Annotated in this window: 15 protein-coding genes; 10 read left to right on the top strand and 5 right to left on the bottom strand. The window is 72.0% G+C overall.

The window, feature by feature from the left end:
* Positions 1–4: 4 nt before the first annotated feature.
* Positions 5–496: a hypothetical protein gene (locus AB0I94_RS16200; protein WP_363310211.1), complete on the bottom strand. Its 492-nt coding sequence runs from the start codon at positions 494–496 to the stop codon at positions 5–7.
* A gap of 72 nt (positions 497–568) precedes the next feature.
* Here AB0I94_RS16200 and AB0I94_RS16195 point away from each other — a divergent pair, with 72 nt between their 5' ends.
* Positions 569–1,330 carry a response regulator transcription factor gene (locus AB0I94_RS16195; RefSeq protein WP_363310210.1) on the top strand — a complete coding sequence of 254 codons (762 nt, stop codon included), beginning with the start codon at positions 569–571 and terminating at the stop codon, positions 1,328–1,330.
* Positions 1,330–2,682 (top strand): HAMP domain-containing sensor histidine kinase, encoded by a 1,353-nt coding sequence (locus AB0I94_RS16190; protein WP_363310209.1) that lies wholly within the window; start codon positions 1,330–1,332, stop codon positions 2,680–2,682. Before AB0I94_RS16195 ends, AB0I94_RS16190 begins: the two co-directional genes overlap by 1 nt.
* Here AB0I94_RS16190 and AB0I94_RS16185 read toward each other — a convergent pair.
* Together AB0I94_RS16185 and AB0I94_RS16180 are read right to left on the bottom strand one after the other, a co-directional pair.
* Positions 2,615–3,427 carry a VTC domain-containing protein gene (locus tag AB0I94_RS16185; protein WP_363310208.1) on the bottom strand — a complete coding sequence of 271 codons (813 nt, stop codon included), beginning with the start codon at positions 3,425–3,427 and terminating at the stop codon, positions 2,615–2,617. The two genes, AB0I94_RS16190 and AB0I94_RS16185, sit on opposite strands and share 68 nt — an antisense overlap.
* Positions 3,424–4,089, bottom strand: coding sequence for a DUF4956 domain-containing protein (locus AB0I94_RS16180; RefSeq protein WP_363310207.1), 666 nt, complete (start codon positions 4,087–4,089; stop codon positions 3,424–3,426). The genes AB0I94_RS16185 and AB0I94_RS16180 overlap by 4 nt, the downstream gene beginning before the upstream one ends.
* A 154-nt stretch (positions 4,090–4,243) precedes the next feature.
* On the opposite strand from AB0I94_RS16180, the gene AB0I94_RS16175 reads away from it, so the two are divergent.
* The 5 genes from AB0I94_RS16175 (at position 4,244) to AB0I94_RS16155 (ending at position 9,718) form a co-directional block, all read left to right on the top strand.
* A complete protein-coding gene (locus tag AB0I94_RS16175) occupies positions 4,244–4,840 on the top strand; it encodes a DJ-1/PfpI family protein (RefSeq protein ID WP_363310206.1) in 597 nt (198 codons plus the stop codon).
* Positions 4,837–5,376, top strand: coding sequence for a MarR family transcriptional regulator (locus AB0I94_RS16170; protein ID WP_363310205.1), 540 nt, complete (start codon positions 4,837–4,839; stop codon positions 5,374–5,376). The genes AB0I94_RS16175 and AB0I94_RS16170 overlap by 4 nt, the downstream gene beginning before the upstream one ends.
* Positions 5,377–5,455: 79 nt before the next feature.
* Positions 5,456–7,450, top strand: a complete 1,995-nt coding sequence (locus tag AB0I94_RS16165; protein WP_363310204.1) for a serine/threonine-protein kinase — start codon at positions 5,456–5,458, stop codon at positions 7,448–7,450.
* A gap of 101 nt (positions 7,451–7,551) precedes the next feature.
* Entirely contained in the window at positions 7,552–9,099 is a 1,548-nt protein-coding gene (locus AB0I94_RS16160; RefSeq protein ID WP_363310203.1) for a substrate-binding domain-containing protein, read from the top strand.
* 76 nt (positions 9,100–9,175) lie between these two features.
* A complete protein-coding gene (locus AB0I94_RS16155) occupies positions 9,176–9,718 on the top strand; it encodes a hypothetical protein (protein ID WP_363310202.1) in 543 nt (180 codons plus the stop codon).
* A gap of 89 nt (positions 9,719–9,807) precedes the next feature.
* Here the strand turns inward: AB0I94_RS16155 and AB0I94_RS16150 are convergent, their stop codons facing one another.
* Positions 9,808–11,091 carry an adenylosuccinate synthase gene (locus AB0I94_RS16150; protein ID WP_363310201.1) on the bottom strand — a complete coding sequence of 428 codons (1,284 nt, stop codon included), beginning with the start codon at positions 11,089–11,091 and terminating at the stop codon, positions 9,808–9,810.
* A gap of 131 nt (positions 11,092–11,222) precedes the next feature.
* Between AB0I94_RS16150 and AB0I94_RS16145 the strand changes: the two genes are divergently transcribed.
* The gene (locus AB0I94_RS16145) at positions 11,223–12,083 is read left to right on the top strand and encodes a diacylglycerol kinase family protein (RefSeq protein WP_363310200.1); all 861 of its coding nucleotides are present in this window, start codon (positions 11,223–11,225) and stop codon (positions 12,081–12,083) included.
* Positions 12,084–12,117: 34 nt separating this feature from the next.
* Here the strand turns inward: AB0I94_RS16145 and AB0I94_RS16140 are convergent, their stop codons facing one another.
* The gene (locus AB0I94_RS16140; RefSeq protein WP_363310199.1) at positions 12,118–12,627 is read right to left on the bottom strand and encodes a helix-turn-helix domain-containing protein; all 510 of its coding nucleotides are present in this window, start codon (positions 12,625–12,627) and stop codon (positions 12,118–12,120) included.
* Between the two features lie 102 nt (positions 12,628–12,729).
* Here AB0I94_RS16140 and AB0I94_RS16135 point away from each other — a divergent pair, with 102 nt between their 5' ends.
* Together AB0I94_RS16135 and AB0I94_RS16130 are read left to right on the top strand one after the other, a co-directional pair.
* A complete protein-coding gene (locus AB0I94_RS16135; protein WP_363310198.1) occupies positions 12,730–13,644 on the top strand; it encodes an ABC transporter ATP-binding protein in 915 nt (304 codons plus the stop codon).
* Entirely contained in the window at positions 13,641–15,254 is a 1,614-nt protein-coding gene (locus tag AB0I94_RS16130; RefSeq protein WP_363310197.1) for an ABC transporter permease, read from the top strand. The genes AB0I94_RS16135 and AB0I94_RS16130 overlap by 4 nt, the downstream gene beginning before the upstream one ends.
* Positions 15,255–15,659: the final 405 nt, after the last annotated feature.

Raw genomic sequence — 15,659 nt, 5'->3', positions numbered from 1 at the left:
GCCATCAGTCGTCCGCGTCCGCCACCACCCTCGCCCGCGGCTGCCCGTCCTCCCCGCAGCGGATCTCGTACGGCAGATCGTCCCGCTCGTCGTCGTCGCTCGGTTCTGCTTCGAGGCGGGCCACCGGGCCCGGGCCCCGTTCCACGTCGTCGTCGATGTGGAAGCCGTCCGCCGGGCTCCACGAGACGAGATACACCGTCCCGTCGTCCCTGCACTCGACCGTCGCCGTCCCACCCGTGAACCGCAGGGTGGAGCGGTCGGGGGGCGTCTTCGAGGGTGCCGCGGACGGTGAAGGCGACGCGGGCCGGGAGGAGGAGGCCGGTGGCGACGCCGAGGTCGCCGCGAGCGCCCTCTCCACCGCGGCCTCGTCCAGAGGGCGGCTGTGCGCCGCGCCCCCGCTGTCCGAAGTGGCCAACTGCCAGGCGCCCAGCGCCCCGGCGGCCGTTCCCACCCCCACCCATGCCGCGGTCACGACCGCGCTGCGCCACTTCCTCATGCGGCCACTGTGCCGCACAGTTTCCTAACGCCCGGTTAAGGGCTGCCCAAGGCACCTGACTACGGTGGATGTATGGCCCATCTTCTTGTCGTGGAGGACGATCCCCAGCTGCGCGGTGCCCTGGTGCGCGCCCTGCGCGACAAAGGGCACGCCGTCGCCACCGCGCCGAGCGGCATGGCGGGCCTGGACGCCGCGGTCACCCACCGCCCCGACCTCGTCGTCCTCGACCTGGGGCTGCCGGACGTGGACGGCGCCCAGGTCCTGCGTATGCTCCGCGCCGTCAGCGACGTACCCGTCATCGTCGCGACCGCGCGGGACGACGAACCCGAGATGGTGGCGATCCTGGAGGACGGGGCCGACGACTACATCGTCAAGCCGTTCGGCGCCGCCCAGCTGGACGCCCGCATCAAGGCCGTCCTGCGGCGACTCGGCGCGACGGACGTGACGGAGGAGCCCCTGCGCGTCGGAGGCCTGGCCATCGACCCGGCCTCCCGTGACGTCACCCTGGACGCGCGCCCCCTGGACCTCACCCCGCGCGAGTTCGACCTGCTCACCTACCTCGCCCACCGCCCGGGCCAGGTGATATCCCGCCGCGAACTCCTCGCCGAGGTGTGGCAACAGCCCCTGGGCGGCGCCGACAAGACGGTCGACGTCCACCTCTCCTGGCTCCGCAGGAAACTCGGCGAGACCGCCCAGGCCCCTCGGTACCTCCACACGGTCCGCACGGTGGGCATCAAGCTGACTCCACCCGAGGAAGCGCACGAGGAAGCGCACGAGGAAGCCTCCGGGGAAACCGCCGGTGGGCCCCCCGCCGAAGGCCCCGGGGCCCGCTGATGCGACGCAGGCTGCTGCTGCTCACCGCTGCCACCACCGCTCTCGTGCTCACTGCCCTCCTCGTGCCTCTCACCCTCCTCACCCGCACCCACGCCGCCGACCGCGCCACCGCCGAGGCCACCGCCCGTGCTCAGTGGGTGGCGCACGCGCTCGGGCCCGCCCTCGCCACCCCGGACGAGCGCGAGACCGCCGAGCAGACCGTCGAGAGCGTCAACACGCAGAATCTGCCCACCACTTCGCTTCTCCTAGGTGACGGCACCGTCATCGGGCCGGCTCCCCGGCAGCAGCCCCGGGCCCGTGTCACGGACGCCGTCCGCCTGGCCCGCACCGGCCGAGCCTTCACCTACGAGCCCTCCACCGGTGGCCGCCAGGTCCTCGTCCCCGTCCAGGGCGCCGCCGGTGGCACCGCTGTCGTGCAGGTCACGCTCACCGAACGGCAGTTGTACGCGGGCACCATGACGTCCTGGCTCGTGCTCGCCGGGATCGGGGTCGGTCTCGTACTCATCGGGCTGCTCCTCGCCGACCGGCTCGGGGCCCGTCTGGTCGGCGCCACCCGTCGCCTGGCCGGCACCGCGGACCGCCTCGCCGCGGGTGACCTCACCGCACGCGCCACCCCCGAGGGCCCGCCCGAGCTCCGCCTGGTCGCGGGCGAGCTGAACCGCCTCGCCACCCGCATCGGCGAACTCCTCGCCGCCGAGCGCGAGAACGCCGCCGACCTCGCCCACCGCCTGCGCACCCCCGTCGCCGCCCTCCGCCTGGACGCCGAGACCCTCCACGACCCGGAGGAGGCGGGCCGCATCGCCGCGGACGTCGCCGCCCTGGAGCGCAGTGTCGACGACGTGATCCGCAAGGCCCGCCGCCCCTTGCGGGACGCCCCGCACGCGGACCTGGCCGCCGTGGCTCGCGCACGCGCGACGTTCTGGCTGCCGTTGGCCGAGGATCAGGGGCGTACGACCGAAATCACGGCGCCGGAAGACGTACACCCCGTCCCCGTCGCCGAGGACGATCTGACCGCCGCCATCGACGCCCTCATCGGCAATGTCCTGGACCACACCCCCCAGGGCACCCCGTTCCGCGTCACCGTCCGCACCACCACCGCGGGCGAGGCCGAACTCACCGTCGCCGACGAAGGCCCCGGCCTGCCGCCCACCTACTCGGCGCGGCGCGGCACCAGCGGCGGTGGCTCCACGGGCCTCGGCCTGGACATCGCACGCCGCACGGCCGAGGACGCGGGCGGCACCTTCGACATGGCGTCGGACGCCACCCGCGGCACCCGGGTGACCCTCACCTTCCCCCGGACGACCCGACGGCCCGCGGAAACGCGACCCGCACGGCCCGGGCCCAGCGATTGACCCCCAACTCGGGGCGCAGGGCCGCGAAACCGCCGCAGTACTTCGTGAACTCCGCGGCCCGCACCCCGTACCGGTGCAGGACACGGTCCGCCTCCGTCAGATGCCCCCGCGTCTTGGTCTCCACCAGGACGAGCCCGGAGTCGGCCTCCACCGACCGCCCCGTGGCCACGTCCCGCACGACGAGCCCCGCGTCGCACGTGATCCGCTGGCCGTCGGCCACGAAGGTCGCCCGCTGGTACTCGGTGACCAGCGCCGTCGTCAGACCGTCCGGCGCATCGATCCCGTACGAGCCCCGCAGCACGCCGGAGAGGAACCCCTGGCGTGCGGTGTCGAGCACGCTGTCGTCGCCCTGGAGCCGCTGCCGGTGCTTGACCGTCTCGCCGCGGCCGCTCTTCAGCTTGATCTCGAACTGCCGCTCACCGCTGTCCTGGTAGACCCGCTCCCGGATGCGGTAGCGCAGCCGCCTGCCCTGCCGGTGGTGGTGGTAGGTCAGCAGCTCGGGGGTGTCGTAGTACGTCGAGTGGTAGCTGAACCAGCGCTTTCCGCCGATGCTCAGGGCCCGGAAGGGGCCCGAGCGACGGCGCGGGTCCGTGAGCAGCGCGGCCACGTCGTCGAAGATCTCGACCGGCACGAGATAGCTGTTGTCGTAGCGGGCGAGCAGTTCGGCCCGCGCGTTCACCTCGTCAAGCGCGATGGGGTGAGCGGCGAGCGCGGCCCGTCCGATGGCGCGTACGGCGGGGTTCACACGGTCTCCTTCTGGTGGGGGACGGCAGGCGTGCGGGACCGGGTCGTGCGGCGTCGTGGTGTTGTCCGTAGGAACTCCCCGCCCCGCTCGGAAGGTTCCGGCTGCCGGAAACGGACTTCCAGAACCATCAGGTCCCGTACGTAGTCGACCTCCTGGACGGTCCAGCCGAGCGGCTCCCCCAGCCGCCGGGCGAGCTCGGCGCGCAGCGCCGACTCCTCGCGGTACACGGCGTCCAGGGTGATGACCGCACGCCGGTCACCGGCGAAGAGGCGGGGATGGTCGGCGCCGTACATCACCAGGAGCAGCACGGCCGCGAGCCCGGCGGCGACCGGCAGGTCGAGGCCCGGAAGCCCGCAGAGGAGGCCGAGGACGAGGGTGATGAAGTAGTACGCCACTTCCTGGTGCTGCAGGGCGTCCGAGCGGAGCCGCACGATCGAGAGCACCCCGAAGAGCCCGAACCCGAGCGCGAGGCCGCCGTTGCCGTCGGCGCTCGCGAGGGCGGAGACGACCGCGAAGAGCGCGACGTTCAGGGCGAGGTAGGCGGGGACCAACTCCCTTCTGCGGTGCCGTGGATAGAAGACCCCGAAGGTCAGGAGGGTCACGGCCAGCAGGTCGAGGCCGAGGTGGGCGGCCATCTGTCCGAGGTTCTCTGCGCTGTCCATGACCAGGACGCTAGGGACCGGCGGGTTAAGGCCGCCCCTGGTGAGGGTTAACGAGCGGGCGCGCACCGAAGCCCTTCGGCTATTGACAGCATGCTGTCGCGATGACAGCATGCTTACAGAACAGCCCGCCTGAGCTCAGCCAACGGAGGCAGCCATGTCCCGCAAGCCCGTGCACCTCGCCGTTTACGACACGCTCGCCGACTGGGAGACCGGATACGCCACCGCGTTCCTCGCCCGCGACGGGTACGAGATCCGCACCGTCGCCGCCGCGTCGCTCGACCCCGTCACCACCATCGGCGGCGTCCGCATCCAGCCCGACCTGACCCTCGCCGACCTGCGGCCCGAGGACAGCGCGCTGCTCATCCTGCCGGGCGCCGACCTGTGGGACGCGGGCGACGACCTCGCCCCCTTCGGCCGCGCGGCCCGCGCCTTCCTCGACGCGGACGTGCCGGTCGCCGCCATCTGCGGGGCCACCGCCGGACTCGCCAGGGAGGGGCTGCTCGACGAGCGGGCACACACCAGCGCGGTGTCGTTCTACCTCGCGGCGACCGGATACAAGGGCGGCGAGCGGTACGTCGACGCGGACGCCGTCACCGACGGCGGGCTGACCACGGCGGGGCCGACCGAGCCCGTGGCCTTCGCGCGCGAGATCCTCGGGCGGCTCGGAGCCTTCGAGGGGGAGAAGCTGGACGCTTGGTACCGCCTGTTCCACGACTCCGACGCGTCGGCGTACGAGGTGCTCGAATCGTGAGCGACCGCGCGAACCACGGGGTGCGGGAGCAGCAGGAGCTGTTCTCCCGCACCGCCCTCGGCGTCTTCCGGCTCAACGGACAGTTCCTCACGGTCGCCGACGAGCTGGCCAGGCCCGGCGGCCTCACCGCCGCCTGGTGGCAGGTGCTCGGCGCCGTCCTGCGCGAGCCCCTGCCCGTCGCCGGGATCGCCCGCGCGATGGGCGTCACCCGGCAGAGCGTGCAGCGCATCGCCGACCTCCTCGTGCGGCGCGGCCTCGCCGAGTACGTGGCGAACCCCGCCCACCGCCGCGCCAAGCTCCTGCGCCCCACGGACGAGGGCCTGGCTGCCGTCAGGGAGATCGACCCCGGCCACGCGGAAGTGGCCGCCCGGCTCGCCGACGCGCTCGGCGAGAAGGAATTCGCCGAGACCGTACGGGTGTTGGAGCGGCTTTCCGGGGTGCTTGCCGAGGCGATCCTCCCCCCTTTGGAGGGGGGTTCGGCGGCTTTGAAGAGGAATTCGGCGGCGGATACGGAACAACCCGTTACGGAGCCGTAGCAGGCAGTCCGCGCCCCGATGTCCTACCGCCCCACTATCCTCGTTCTGTTGCACACCAACGGGGGAGGGCGGCGCGGCGATGGAGAAACTGGGGTCCGGGGATCCACAGCGAATAGGCGCCTATCGGCTGCTCGCGCGTCTCGGCGCGGGCGGCATGGGGCACGTCTATCTCGCGCGGTCCGACCGAGGACGTACGGTCGCGGTGAAGCTCGTGCGGGAAGAGCTCGCCGAGCAGGAGGAGTTCAGGAACCGCTTCCGGCAGGAGGTGCAGGCGGCCCGGCGGGTCGGTGGCGCGTGGACGGCACCGGTCCTCGACGCGGACACCGAGGCGGCGATCCCCTGGCTGGCCACGGGATATGTCGCGGGCCCCTCCCTGCAGAGCGTCATCTCGCACGACCACGGGCCGCTGCCGGAGCGGTCCGTGAAGATACTGGCGGCCGGGCTCGCCAACGCGCTCAAGGACATCCACGCGGCGGGTCTCATCCACCGCGACCTCAAGCCGTCGAATGTCCTCGTCACGATCGACGGGCCCCGCGTCATCGACTTCGGCATCGCCCGCGCCCTCGAAACCGTGGCCGACGGCGGCCTGACCCGCACCGGCGCGCTCGTCGGTTCGCCCGGCTTCATGGCACCCGAGCAGGTGCGGGGCGACCGCATCACCCCGGCCTGCGACGTGTTCTGCCTGGGCTCGGTCCTCGCGTACGCGGCTTCGGGCGCGCTGCCGTTCGGCACGGCCAACAGCGGCGTGCACGCGATGATGTTCCGTATCGCGCAGGAGGAACCGGACCTGGAGGGGCTGCCGGAGGAGCTGGCCGAGCTGGTCGGCGACTGCCTGCGCAAGAACCCCGCGGACCGGCCGACGCTGCGGCAGCTCCTTGAGCGGACGGGGGCCGAGGACACGCTCGGCGACGGTGGCCGGACGCGGGACCCGTGGCTGCCGGGCGCGCTCGTCGCCCAACTCGGCCGACATGCGGTGCAGTTGCTGGACACGGAGAATCCGGACGAGTCAGGCGCGCAGGCGCCGTCCGTGAAGGGTCCGCCGGCGACGGGCTCCGGTGCGCCGGTGTCGCTCGCGCCGCCGAAGGAGCTGGCGGCGGGAGGCGGGGGCGCCACTCCCGCGGCGGCCGGGGCGGCTGCCGCCGGAGCCGCGGCTGCCTCCGCCGAGGTCAACGGCGTCAAGCCGGGCCCGTCCGACGGCGATACCCCGCCGCCGCCCGGCAAGCCGGGCGAGGCGGCCCCCTTGGACCACCTCCCCACGATGATCACCGGGCAGGCACCACCGCCCACTCCCCCGCCGGGCCAGGCATACGGCTATCCGCAACAGCACCCCCAGCCGCAGCAGCACCCCCAGCAGCCGCCGCCGCCCGGCTACGGCTACCCCCAGCAGGGCCCGTACGGCCCCACGCCTCCCTACGGCCCCACGCCTCCGTACGGCCCCCTCGTCCACCCCCAGGGCGAGCCACCGCGCCGCAGCGGCCGGTCCACGGCCGCGCTCATCGCGGTGGCCGTCATAGTGGCCATAGGGGCGGGCGGCACGGTGTACGCGGTGATGAAGGGCGACGACACCACCAAGGCGGGCGGCACGAGCTCCCCGTCCCCGACCAGCAGCGCGCCCTCGACGCCGGGCACGCCCTCCGAGGACGGGTCGTCGGAGCCCCAGGCCCCGCCCACGTCCCCGGCGTCCGAGGACAAGGACGACAAGGACGACAAGGACGACGAGGGCACGATCCCGGACAAGTTCCTCGGCACCTGGAGCGGGTCCATCCAGAACAACCTGGGCGACAACCCCCGGCAGCTCGTCCTCCAGCAGGGCGAGGTCGGCGACACCGTCCTCTCGATCACGGCGGACGGCCCGACCGACACGGGCGGCACGTACCACTGCGTGTTCCAGGGCAAGCTGGAGTCGGCGAGCGGCAACACCCTGCGCATCGGGCCGACGGACGTGATCGTCGGGCAGCCCGCGAGCTCCTGCAGGCCGGGCCAGGCGAGCACGGTGACGCTGCTCTCGAACGGCAGGCTGCACCGGGAGAGCACGGGCACGGACAAGGGGCTGACGTATGACAAGAAGGGCTGAACGACCCCGCTCACGCGGCTAGTTGAACTCCTGGCGAACAGATCACGTCCGGAGGGACAAGCGTCGCCCGGTGGTCGGCCCCGCCGCCTACCGTGCCGCCCATGAACTGGTTGAGCACCGAAAACATCATCGCCGTGCTCGCCATCCTGGTCGGCGTCGCCGGCGCGTTCGTCCCCGTGCTGCTCGAACGCCGCGTACCGCGCCGCAAGCGCATCGGCTACCGCAAGCAGATGGACACGGCGATAGGCGACAACGTCCGTACGGGGGACGCGAACGCGCGCCTCGGTCTCTTCGACGAGGCCCCCGAGATGTCGGACGCGACGCTGGTGCTGCTCCGCGTCGAGAACGACGGCTCGCTGCCCATCGACGTGGCCGACTACACGGGCCGCTCGCCGCACGGCCTGACGGCGGTCTTCGAGCACCGCACGATCCGCGCGGTGGCGGTGACGCTGCCGCCCGAGGCCGACCACCTGATGGAGCACTTCGCGCCCGGCACCGGCCTCGGCTACGAGTCCGGCAGGCTGCACATCCCGCGCGTACCGCTCAACCGAGGTGAGTACTACAAGCTCCTGGTCCTGCTGACCGGCGGCCCCGTGGACAGCGGCTACACGGTCATCGGCGGCATCCAGGGCGGCGAGACGCACGAGAACCACAGCGCGGCCCCCGACGAGAAGCCCCCGGTGTTCAGCAGGCTGTCGCAGCGGGTGGCCATCGCGCTGAGCCTGGTGATCCTCGGCCTCGCGGGCCTCATCCTGCGCCCCGACGCCGAGCCGCCGCCCTCGTACTGCGAGACGGGCACGCTGACCCTGACGGGTTCCACGGCGTTCGAGGAGGTCGCGTCCGAGCTCGCGGAGAAGTACATGTCGGCCTGCGACGGCTCGACGATCAAGGTGAACGCGCACGGGAGCCGCAGCGGGATAAGGGAGTTGGCGGCCATGGGCACCGAATCCGCCGGGGACGAGGACGGTTCCCCGCCGGTGATCGCCTTCTCCGACGGGCCACGCCCCTCCAGCTACACGCGGCTGAGCGAGACGAGGGTGGCGGTCTCCCTCTTCGCCCTCGTCCTGAACGACGACGTCCCGCTCAAGAACCTCTCGTCGCGGGACGTGGGCCGTCTCTTCAGGGGCGAGATCCGCAACTGGAACGAGCTCCCCGGCGGCCCGGACCGCCCGGTGGTCCTGGTGAGCCGCGGTTCCAGCTCGGGCACCCGAGTCACCCTGCAACGGCAGGTCCTGAAGGGCGGGTCGGAGATCCAGGAGTCCTCGAGCGACTGCCTGACCAAGGACATCAGCCCGGCCGCCCCGGTGATCCGCTGCGAACTCGACGACACGGACCAGGTCCTGGACACCGTCGCCACCACCCCGGGCGCGATCGGTTACAGCGAACTGCGCGACACGATCACGCTCAAGGGCATGCACCGCCTGAACCTGAACGGTCATGCCCCGTCCATCGACCACATTCAGTCCAGCGGCTACCCCTACCGCGAGATCGAGTACGCCTACACCTACGGCAGCCCGCCCGCCGACTCCCTGGCGTCCAGCTTCCTCGCGTACGCGATCCGCGGGAACGGCCAGGACGTGGTCCGCACCCACGGCCACCTGCCCTGCCAGACGCCGGTGGGGCTGCGGATGTGCGGGGAGGAGGAGTGAGGCCTAGCCCGCACGGCGGAGGAAGATCCACCGCGGCGTCGATCCGGCGCGGCGCGCCGCCCGCCACGCTGGAGCCATGACCACGACCTGCGCGGCGCACGAGACGGCGGCCCGGACGACCACGGCGTCGAAGGGCACCGCACGGCCCGTTCCCCGCTGGGCCGAGCGGATGGCACACGCCATCCCCCTCGTCGCCCTCCCCGTCTGCGTCTGGCGGCTGCCCATCGGCTTCGGCTACGGGATGGGCGGCCAGACCATGGACCCCGCGTGGTTCAACATCCCCTACGTCCTCGGGCTCAGCATTTTCACCGAGCTCTTCGCGCTCCTCGGTTTCGGCCTCGTACGGGGATGGGGCGAGGTCGTGCCGCGGTGGATGCCGTGGCTCGGCGGGCGGCGCGTGCCGGTGGCCGCCGCCGTCGTGCCCGCGGCCATCGGCGGGCTCCTGCTCACCGGCATCGGCGTCGAGTGGCTGGTCACGGCCATCGGGGAGGGGCCCGGCGCCTGGCCGTACGCCGCGGGCTGGGACGTGCTCGCGATGACGGTCAGCGGCCTGATGAACCTCTGGGGCCCGCTGCTCCTCGTCCTCACCTACGCCTACTACCGCCGTCGGCGCGCCTGAGCGCAGACCTGAGCACAGACCCGGGCGGCGCAACGGAAGGGGCGCCCCGGCCAGGCCGGGGCGCCCCTCGCGTCGTACAGCGGCAGCCGTCAGACGAACGAGTTGATCTCGATCGTCTCCGTGCGGCCCGGACCCACGCCGATCGCGGAGATCGGGGCGCCGGACATCTCTTCCAGGGCCTTCACGTAACCCTGCGCGTTCTTCGGCAGGTCGGAGAAGGTCTGGGCCTTGGTGATGTCCTCGGACCAGCCGGGGAAGTACTCGTAGACGGGCTTCGCGTGGTGGAAGTCGGTCTGGTTGTACGGGAGTTCCTCGACGCGCTTGCCGTCGATCTCGTACGCGACGCAGACCGGGATCTGCTCCCAGCCCGTCAGGACGTCCAGCTTCGTGAGGAAGAAGTCCGTCAGGCCGTTCACGCGGGTCGCGTAACGCGCGATCGGCGCGTCGAACCAGCCGCAGCGGCGGTCACGGCCGGTGGTGACACCGCGCTCGCCACCGATACGGCGCAGGTCCTCGCCGTCCTGGTCGAAGAGCTCCGTCGGGAACGGGCCCGCGCCGACACGCGTGGTGTACGCCTTCAGGATGCCGATGACGCGGCTGATCTTCGTCGGGCCGACGCCCGTACCCGTGCAGGCGCCGCCCGCGGTCGGGTTCGAGGAGGTGACGAAGGGGTACGTGCCGTGGTCCACGTCCAGGAGGGTGCCCTGGCCGCCCTCGAAGAGGACGACCTTGTCCTCGTCCAGCGCGTTGTTGAGGATCAGCGTGGTGTCGGCGACGTACCGCTTGATGTTCTCGCCGTGCTCCAGGAGCTGCTCGACGATCTGGCCGACCTCGATGGCGCGGCGGTTGTAGAGCTTGGTCAGGAGCTGGTTCTTGACCTCGAGAGCCGCCTCGACCTTCTGCTCCAGGATCGACTGGTCGTAGAGGTCCTGGACGCGGATGCCGGTGCGGTTGATCTTGTCGGCGTACGTCGGGCCGATGCCACGGCCGGTCGTGCCGATCTTGCGCTTGCCGAGGAAGCGTTCCGTCACCTTGTCGACGGTCACGTTGTACGGCGTGATGATGTGCGCGTTGCCGCTGATCAGCAGCTTCGACGTGTCGACGCCGCGCTCGTTCAGACCGCTCAGCTCGGAGAGCAGGACCGACGGGTCGACGACGACTCCATTGCCGATGACAGGCACGCAGTCCGGGGAGAGAATCCCGGAAGGGAGGAGATGCAACGCGTACTTCTGGTCGCCCACGACGACCGTGTGGCCGGCGTTGTTGCCGCCCTGGTAACGCACTACATAGTCCACGGAGCCACCGAGCAGGTCAGTGGCCTTTCCCTTGCCTTCGTCACCCCACTGAGCACCGAGCAGCACAAGTGCGGGCACAGGCGTACACCCCTTCCGGGCGGGGCATGTCCAAGGTCAGGGGCCGTAGCCGCCATATGGGTGTGCCTTGGATGCTGCCCCGGAATAGACGAAGCCCCTGGCGCAATAGCGCAAGGGGCTCTTGCACAAAGATGCTACCCGAGGTCTCAGAAAAGGGGCGCACGTTGTCGGCTCGCGACCAGCTGCTAGTCGTCATCGACCCGGTCGCCCGGCGCACGGACGGTGAGTCGGTAAGGATCGCGAAGGACGTTCTCGGCGCGGGCGCGTCCGTCCGCTTCTGTCTGCCCGAGGGGCCCGAGGACTTCGCGAAAGCCCTGATCAGGCGGGGTGCGCGGCGCCCTGTGGTGATCGGTGACGACCGCGCTCTGGCGCGGGCCGTGGGGGTGCTCCACCGGGAGCGGGAGCTCGCGCGATGCGCACTCTCCGTAGTTCCGGTAGGCGCCTCGCAGACGCTCGCGAGGGCGCTCGGAGTGCCCGTGGGAGCGGTCGCGGCGGCGCGGGCGGTGCTCGAAGGAGCCGAGCGGCGGCTTGATCTGCTCGTCGACGACCGGGACGGCGTGGTCCTCGGAGAGCTGCGGATTCCGCCGATCGCCGCTTCGGCCACCGGGGGGATACCGGTGGACGGTCACCCGTGGCTGCGGACCTGCCAGTCCTTCGTGCGCACGCTCACCGCGCGGCCCCCGCGGGTCGTGGCGGCGCCGGGGCCCGCTCCGGCGCGGCTGCGGGTGGAGGCCGACGGGGTCGTCGTGGTGGACCTGGACCAGCCGGTCGAGAGGGTCGCGGTGAACCCCGCCGACGACGGCTTCGCGGAGGTGGAGGTGCGCCCCTCGTCCGTGGGCGCCGAGGCGTCGCCGCTGCTGGTGCGGGCCCGGACGGTCACGGTGTCCGGGGCTGATTTCCACTACCGGGCGGACACGGTGGTGGGGGGTCCGGTGCGGACGCGTACGTGGTCGGTGCGGGCCGCTGCCTGGAGCCTGACGCTGCCGGGGTGAGCGCCGTGGTGAACCCTTGTGGCGAGCGGTCGGCCTACTTGCCGAACAAGCTCTCCCGGCGCACGCGCCAGCGCTCCATCATGCCCGCGAACTCGTCCTGGACGAACTCGAAGAACGCCAGCGTCTCGGCGAGCCGCTGTCCCGCGGGGGTGTCGGGGCCGAGGCTGGACACGCCGTCCCGCAGGGCGGCCTCCCAGCGCTTGAGCACGCCCTCCCGGCTGCCCATCGCCTCGTACCACTGGTTGCTGTGCACGCGGAAGATGTCCCGGCGCGAACCGGGCTCGCGCTCGCGGGCCACCATGTGCTGCTGCGTGAGGTAGCGGACGGCGCCCGAGACGGCCGCCGGGCTCACCTGGAGCCGCTCGCCGAGCTCCGCCGATGTCAGTGCGCCCGAGTCCGAGGCGAGGAGCGCCGCGAAGACCCTGGCGGGCATCCTCGGCATCCCCGCCTCGACGAGCTGTGACGCGAACTGCTCGACGAAGCGGCCGACGAGCTCGCCGTCACGTTCGCCCGGCAGTGGTGCCGGCGCGGGCTCCTTGGGCATGTACTGATCCTCTCCCCTGTCCGGTTGTGCGGTCCTCCGTGGCCCGAGTTTATACGCTTCCTTAACTTCACAAATTTGTGAAGTGAGCGTACGTTCTGAAACATGACGAAGGCAATCACCGTCTCCGGACTGCACAAGTCGTTCGGGCAGACGCACGCGCTGGACGGCCTCGACCTGGACGTCGAGGCCGGCGAGGTGCACGGTTTCCTCGGCCCCAACGGCGCCGGGAAGTCCACGGCCATCCGGGTCCTCCTCGGCCTGCTGCGCGCCGACTCCGGCGCCGCCCAGCTCCTCGGCAAGGACCCGTGGAGCGACGCGGTGGAGCTGCACCGGCGCGTGGCGTACGTACCGGGCGACGTCACCCTGTGGCGCAACCTCTCCGGCGGCGAGGTCATCGACCTGTACGGGAAGCTGCGCGGCGGGCTCGACCGGGCCCGCCGGGCGGACCTCGTCGAGCGGTACGAACTGGACCCGGCCAAGAAGGGGCGCACGTACTCCAAGGGCAACCGGCAGAAGGTCGCCCTCGTCGCCGCCTTCGCGTCCGACGTCGACGTGCTGATCCTCGACGAGCCCACCTCCGGGCTCGACCCGCTCATGGAGGAGGTCTTCCAGGCGTGCGTCGAGGAGGAGCGGGACAGGGGCCGCACCATCCTCCTGTCCTCGCACATCCTCAGCGAGGTGGAGACGCTCTGCGACCGCGTCAGCATCATCAGGAAGGGGCGGACCGTCGAGACCGGCTCCCTCGCGGACCTGCGCCATCTGACGCGGACCAGCGTCACCGCCGAGCTGGCGGGGCCGCCCAACGGGCTCGCGGGGCTGCCCGGCGTGCACGACGTCGACGTATCCGGCGGTCGTTCCGGGCATCGCGTCAAGCTCCAGGTCGACACCGACAAACTGGACGCCGTGCTGCGTTCCCTCACCGAATCCGGGGTCCGCTCCCTCCTCTCCACGCCGCCGACGCTCGAAGAACTCTTCCTTCGGCACTACCAGGAGGACGTACGGGCGGTCGCGCGATGACCGCCCACACCGCCGCGCCGACGGAGTTCGCCCCCCGCACCTCCCGCCAACTCTCCGGAACCGGCGCCCTGTTGAAGCTGGCCTTGCGCCGCGACCGCGTCATGATGCCGGTCTGGATCATCGTCGTCGCCGGCCTGGTCCTCGCGATGCCGGGCTCCCTGGAGGGGACGTACGGCACCGCCGCCGAGCGGGCCGACGCCATGCGGTCGATGAACGCCAACTCCTCGATGCGGGCGCTGTACTCGCCGGTGTTCGGGGACTCCATCGGCGCGCTGTCCGCCTGGCGCATCGGCGTGTACGCCGCGATCCTCGCCGCCGTGATGAGCCTGATCATCGTCGTACGGCACACGCGTGAGGAGGAGGAGACCGGCCGCCAGGAGATGCTCTCCGCCGCGATGGTGGGCCGGCGTGCGCCGCTGACCGCCGCGCTGCTCGCCGCGTTCGTGGCGAACGCGGCCGTGGGGCTGCTCATCACCGGCGGGATGGCCGGGCAGGGCTCGGCCGGTGCGCTCGCGCTGGGGCTCGGCGTCGCGGGCACCGGCATGCTCTTCGCCACCATGGCGGCGATCGTCGCCCAGTTCACGGAGAGCGCGCGGCTCGCCAAGGGGCTGACGTCCGGGGTGCTCGGCGCCGCGTACGTGCTCAAGGCCGCCGGTGACGCGGGGAGCGAGCGCGGCGAGTCCGCGCTGACCTGGCTCTCACCGCTCGGCTGGGCCCAGAACCTCCGGGCCTACGCCGGTGAGCGGTGGTGGGTGCTGCTGCTGACCGCCGCGGCGATCGTGGCGCAGGGCGCCGTCGCGTACGGCCTGGCGGGGCGGCGCGATGTCGGCATGAGCTTCCTGCCGACGCGGCCAGGGCCCGCGAAGGGCGGGATCGGCACGGCGGGCGCGCTCGCGTGGCGGCTGCAGCGCGGCAGCGTGCTCGGCTGGACGCTGGGGTTCCTGGCGTCCGGCGTCGTCTTCGGCGGGATGGTCGAGGGCGTGGCGGACATCGTCGGCGACAACGCCGACACCCGCGACGTCATCGAGCGGATGGGCGGTCAGTCCGGCATCACGGACGCCTTCCTCGCCACGATGGTCGGCCTGCTCGGGATGGTCGCCTCGCTGTACGTGGTCGCTTCGGTGCTGCGGCTGCACGGCGAGGAGACGTCACAGCGGGCGGAGCCTGTCCTCGCCAACGCGGTGGGGCGGTTGCGGTGGGCCGGGGGGCATCTCGTGATCGCCTTCGGCGGTGCGGTGCTGCTGATGCTGGTGGGTGGGCTCGGTCTTGCTCTCGGGTACGGGAAGGACCTCGGGCCGATCCTGGGGGCCTGCCTGGTGCAGGTGGCCGCGATCTGGGCGCTGGGCGGGCTCGCGGTGCTGTTGGTGGGGGCCTTCCCTCGGGCGGCGGTGGCTGCCTGGGGGGCGGCCGGGGTCTGCCTGGCGGTGGGCTGGATCGGCCCCGCGCTTGACCTTCCGCAGGTGGCGATGGACGTGTCTCCGTTCGGGCACCTTCCGAAGGTGCCGGGCTCTCCCATGACGTGGGGGCCGGTGGGGGTGCTTCTCGCCCTTGCGGGGGTGCTGGTTGCCGCGGGCCTGGCGGGACTTCGCCGCCGGGACCTGATCACGTGACCCCGCGGTCCTACTTGCCCTAACGCCTCTCCCACCCACCCACCCGATCACCCCGCAGCGCCCCCTGAACGAACAAGCTTTCCCACCCACCCACCCGATTGCCCCGCAGCGCCCCTGGTCGAACAGGCCTTTCCCGCCTCCCGCGCGAATGCCCCGCGGTATGTGGGAGGGGCGGGCCAGGGGGGTGGGCCAGGGGAGGGGTGGGCCCAGAGGGGTGGGGCAGGAGCGCACGGTCGGGGTGTAGTGCTACCGCCTCAGCCTTGGGAGGGCCCCCACGCGTCGGCAGTCGGCAACGAGACGCGAGGGGACGTGTCGGTTTGTCCGCCCGGAGCACGGTTCGCGGCACTCCGGAGCCGAAGCAGCCCCGCGCCCACCGGACGATAGCGAGGACGGACATACCGGCGC

Source organism: Streptomyces sp. NPDC050147, from assembly GCF_040660195.1.
In the GTDB taxonomy this organism is placed as follows: Bacteria; Actinomycetota; Actinomycetes; order Streptomycetales; family Streptomycetaceae; genus Streptomyces.
Note: the sequence above shows the minus strand (reverse complement) of the source record. Positions and strands in the feature narration are given on the sequence as shown.

What these genes read in the sequence shown, in the direction of transcription:
- AB0I94_RS16200 (WP_363310211.1), bottom strand. Translation starts at nt 496, where the DNA reads ATGAGGAAGTGGCGCAGCGCGGTCGTGACCGCGGCATGGGTGGGGGTG.
- AB0I94_RS16195 (WP_363310210.1), top strand. Translation starts at nt 569, where the DNA reads ATGGCCCATCTTCTTGTCGTGGAGGACGATCCCCAGCTGCGCGGTGCC.
- AB0I94_RS16190 (WP_363310209.1), top strand. Translation starts at nt 1,330, where the DNA reads ATGCGACGCAGGCTGCTGCTGCTCACCGCTGCCACCACCGCTCTCGTG.
- AB0I94_RS16180 (WP_363310207.1), bottom strand. Translation starts at nt 4,089, where the DNA reads ATGGACAGCGCAGAGAACCTCGGACAGATGGCCGCCCACCTCGGCCTC.
- AB0I94_RS16175 (WP_363310206.1), top strand. Translation starts at nt 4,244, where the DNA reads ATGTCCCGCAAGCCCGTGCACCTCGCCGTTTACGACACGCTCGCCGAC.
- AB0I94_RS16165 (WP_363310204.1), top strand. Translation starts at nt 5,456, where the DNA reads ATGGAGAAACTGGGGTCCGGGGATCCACAGCGAATAGGCGCCTATCGG.
- AB0I94_RS16160 (WP_363310203.1), top strand. Translation starts at nt 7,552, where the DNA reads ATGAACTGGTTGAGCACCGAAAACATCATCGCCGTGCTCGCCATCCTG.
- AB0I94_RS16155 (WP_363310202.1), top strand. Translation starts at nt 9,176, where the DNA reads ATGACCACGACCTGCGCGGCGCACGAGACGGCGGCCCGGACGACCACG.
- AB0I94_RS16145 (WP_363310200.1), top strand. Translation starts at nt 11,223, where the DNA reads ATGCTACCCGAGGTCTCAGAAAAGGGGCGCACGTTGTCGGCTCGCGAC.
- AB0I94_RS16140 (WP_363310199.1), bottom strand. Translation starts at nt 12,627, where the DNA reads ATGCCCAAGGAGCCCGCGCCGGCACCACTGCCGGGCGAACGTGACGGC.
- AB0I94_RS16135 (WP_363310198.1), top strand. Translation starts at nt 12,730, where the DNA reads ATGACGAAGGCAATCACCGTCTCCGGACTGCACAAGTCGTTCGGGCAG.
- AB0I94_RS16130 (WP_363310197.1), top strand. Translation starts at nt 13,641, where the DNA reads ATGACCGCCCACACCGCCGCGCCGACGGAGTTCGCCCCCCGCACCTCC.